Raw genomic sequence first — 3,216 nt, 5'->3', positions numbered from 1 at the left:
AGTGGAACTCCACGACGACGGACTGCTCGTCGACGCCGACGTGCTGCGCCGCGTACGCGATCTCTACGTGGCCGAACCCTCTCCTTGCCGCGCTCTCCACTCTGGCCATAGCCGGGGCGGGCGTGGCACCCGCGGTCGCCGCACCCCAGGTGGCGCCGAAGGCCGCCGCGGTGACCGTCGACTTCGCCGGTACCGTATCGCTCAGCAACTGCTCCGGCTCGGTCATCCGGTTCCCGGGCTCGGCCGACACCGCCCCGGCGCTCGTGCTGACCAACGGGCACTGCCTGGAGACCGGGTTCCCGGCGGCCGGCCAGGTCATCACCGGCCAGTCCTCCAGCCGTACCTTCGGGCTGCTGAACTCGGCCGGCACCAAGGTCGCCACGCTCCGCGCCAACCAGGTCGTCTACTCGACGATGACCGACACGGACGTGACGATCTACCGCACCACCACCACGTACGCGGCGATCAAGAGCGCGTACAACATCAGCCCGCTCACCGTGAGCGCCACGCACCCGACCGCCGGCACCGCCATCAAGGTCGTCTCCGGCTACTGGAAGACGATCTACAGCTGCAACGTCGACGGGTTCGTGTACCGGCTGAAGGAGGGCAGCTGGACCTGGAAGGACTCGGTCCGCTACACCTCCGCCTGCAACACCATCGGCGGCACCTCCGGCTCCCCGGTCATCGACACCAGCACCGGCCAGGTCGTCGCCGTCAACAACACGGGCAACGAGGACGGCGAGACCTGCACCGAGAACAACCCGTGCGAGGTCGACGAGAACGGCACGGTGACGGTCCGCGAGGGCATCAACTACGCCGAGGAGACCTACAACATCCCGGCCTGCTTCACCTCGGCCAACGTGCTCGCCCTGAGCGCGACCGGCTGCACACTCCCCAAGCCGTAGGTCAGGGGCGGGAGTCGGCGTTCCGTCGCACGGGACTGCGACGGACCGACCGCCCCGCCAGCACGTCCGTCCGCCGACCGTCCTCGATCACGAAACGGCCGTCGATCAGTACGTGCGGGATGCCCTTCGGGAGCGTTCGCGGCTCCTCGAACGTCGAACCCGCCGCCACCGTCTCCGGGTTGAAGAGGACGAGGTCCGCCTTGTAGCCCTCGCGGACCAGGCCCCGGTCCGGCAGACGCAGGCGCGCCGCCGGGCGGGACGTCAGATGGGCCACGCACTCCTCCAGGGACAGCACGCCCAACTCCCTTGTGTACCGCCCCAGATACTGCGGGAACGTGCCGTACGCCCGTGGATGCGGCTTGGCGCCCTGGAGGATGCCGTCGGAGCCGCCCGTGTGGACGCGGTGCCGCATGATCTGCCGGACGTTCTCCTCGTGGCCCACGTGCTGGAGGATCGACGGGGCGAGCCGGTCGGCCAGGAGGAGATGGCGGGCCGTGGTCCAGCTGTCGAGGCGACGGCCGACGTGGTCCGCCAGCGCGGGACTCTCGACCCCCGCGATCTCGATCGTGTCCCACTCCATCGGCACCCCGTGGCAGCCGTCCGAGCCGATCACCTCCAGGTGGTGGCGGATGCGGTCGGCCGTGTCGTCGTCCGCCAGGCGCTTCAGGATCTCCTCGGGGCCGCCCTCGCTCGCCCAACTCGGCAGCATGGCCACGAGGGTGGTGCAGCCGGGGGTGTACGGGTAGGTGTCGAGGCTGATGTCCGCGCCGGACGCCAGCGCCTCGTCCAGGAGGGTCAGCAGCTCCGGTGCCCGGCCCTCGTTCACGCCGAAGTTCATGGTGGCGTGGGCCAGGTGGAGGGGGCAGCCGGCCTCCCTCGTCAGCTCCACCATCTCCTCGTAGGCCTCCAGCGCGCCCGCGCCGTAGGAGCGGTGGTGCGGGCAGTAGTAGCCGTCGTACGACGCCACCACCCGGCAGAGTTCGGTGAGTTCGGCGTCCTTGGCGTACATGCCGGGGGTGTAGGTGAGCCCGGACGACATGCCGACCGCGCCCTGTTCCATCCCCTCGGCGACCAACTGCCGCATCCGGTCCAGCTCCTGGGGTGTCGCGTCCCGGTCCTCCCAGCCGACGGCGAGCATGCGGACCGTGCCCTGCGGGATCAAGTAGGCCGCGTTGACGGCGATTCCACGCCCCTCGAAACCGGAGTCGAGACGGTCCAGGTACTCGCCCACCGACCGCCAGTCGAAGTCGATGTCGTCGCCGTGGCCGTTCCACCCGGTGATCGCCCGGCGCACCTCGGCGAGTGTGCGGTCGTCGACGGGGGCGTACGAAAGCCCGTCCTGGCCGATGACTTCGAGGGTCACCCCCTGCGAGGCCTTGGCGCTGTGGTCCGGGTCGCGCAGCAACGCCAGGTCGCTGTGGGCGTGCATGTCGATGAAGCCGGGCGAGAGGACCAGCCCGTCGGCATCCAACTCCCGCCGAGCCTTGGGACGTTGGCAGCCCGCCGCCGCGGCCTCCTGCACGATCGAGACGATCCTGCCGCCGTCGACGACCACATCGGCGCGGTACGACGGTCCACCGCCGCCGTCGACGACGTCCGCGTCCCGGATGACGAGTTCCTCCATGCCGGTGCCTCCAGGGGGCTAGAAGGGCCTTGAGAAGCAGGGGTCCTAGAAGAACGTACGGATGTAGTCGACGACCGTCCCGTCCGCCTCCGCCACCGGAATCAGCTGCCACTTGTCGAAGGACGTGCAGGGGTGGGACAGCCCCATGCCGATCCAGTCACCCACCTCAAGGTCCGCCTCCGGGGTCGTCCGCAGCCAGGCGTGCTGGTCGGACAGCCCGGTGACCTCGATGCCACTCGCCGGGCGCTCCGTGCCGTCCCGGCGGACGACCTGGGCGAAGGGGAGGTCAAGGTCGTAGGCCGCGTCCCGCTTGCCCGCGTTGGCGAAGGCCTGCTCGGGGGAGGGGCGGGAGACGACCTGCGCCCAGAGCCGGAACGCGGGCTCCAGGGCGCCCTCCTCGGGGATGCGGGTGAAGGGGGTGATCTCGCGGTAGTGGCCGTCGTCGTGCGAGACGTAGGCACCCGAGCGCAGCAACTTCAGCGCGGGGAGCGAGAGTTCGGGCAGCTCGGCGAAGACGTCGGCCACCGCGTCGAACCACGCGCTGCCACCCGCGCTGACCACGATCTCGTCGAGCCCGCCTCCCGCGAAGCGTCCGTCCTTGTCGAAGTCCACGGCGAGCGCGGTCAGTTGACGCAACCACGTGTGCACCCGCTCGGGGTCCGCCCGCGGCACCTCCCCCTCGTACCC

2 protein-coding genes and 1 pseudogene are annotated in these 3,216 nt (G+C 70.2%); 1 reads left to right on the top strand and 2 read right to left on the bottom strand.

Going from position 1 to position 3,216, the window contains the following annotated elements; translation table 11 throughout:
- Nucleotides 1-59: 59 nt before the first annotated feature.
- A complete protein-coding gene (locus tag ACFWP5_RS33560; protein WP_384165205.1) occupies nucleotides 60-905 on the top strand; it encodes a trypsin-like serine peptidase in 846 nt (281 codons plus the stop codon).
- 1 nt (nucleotide 906) lies between these two features.
- Here ACFWP5_RS33560 and ACFWP5_RS33555 read toward each other — a convergent pair whose 3' ends face one another.
- Together ACFWP5_RS33555 and ACFWP5_RS33550 are read right to left on the bottom strand one after the other, a co-directional pair.
- Nucleotides 907-2,529, bottom strand: coding sequence for an amidohydrolase family protein (locus ACFWP5_RS33555; protein WP_384165199.1), 1,623 nt, complete (start codon nucleotides 2,527-2,529; stop codon nucleotides 907-909).
- 45 nt (nucleotides 2,530-2,574) lie between these two features.
- Nucleotides 2,575-3,216 (bottom strand): annotated as a pseudogene (locus tag ACFWP5_RS33550) (amino acid deaminase); the annotation flags it as partial.

The organism is Streptomyces sp. NPDC058469 (assembly GCF_042721125.1).
In the GTDB taxonomy this organism is placed as follows: domain Bacteria; phylum Actinomycetota; class Actinomycetes; order Streptomycetales; family Streptomycetaceae; genus Streptomyces.
Note: the sequence above shows the minus strand (reverse complement) of the source record. Positions and strands in the feature narration are given on the sequence as shown.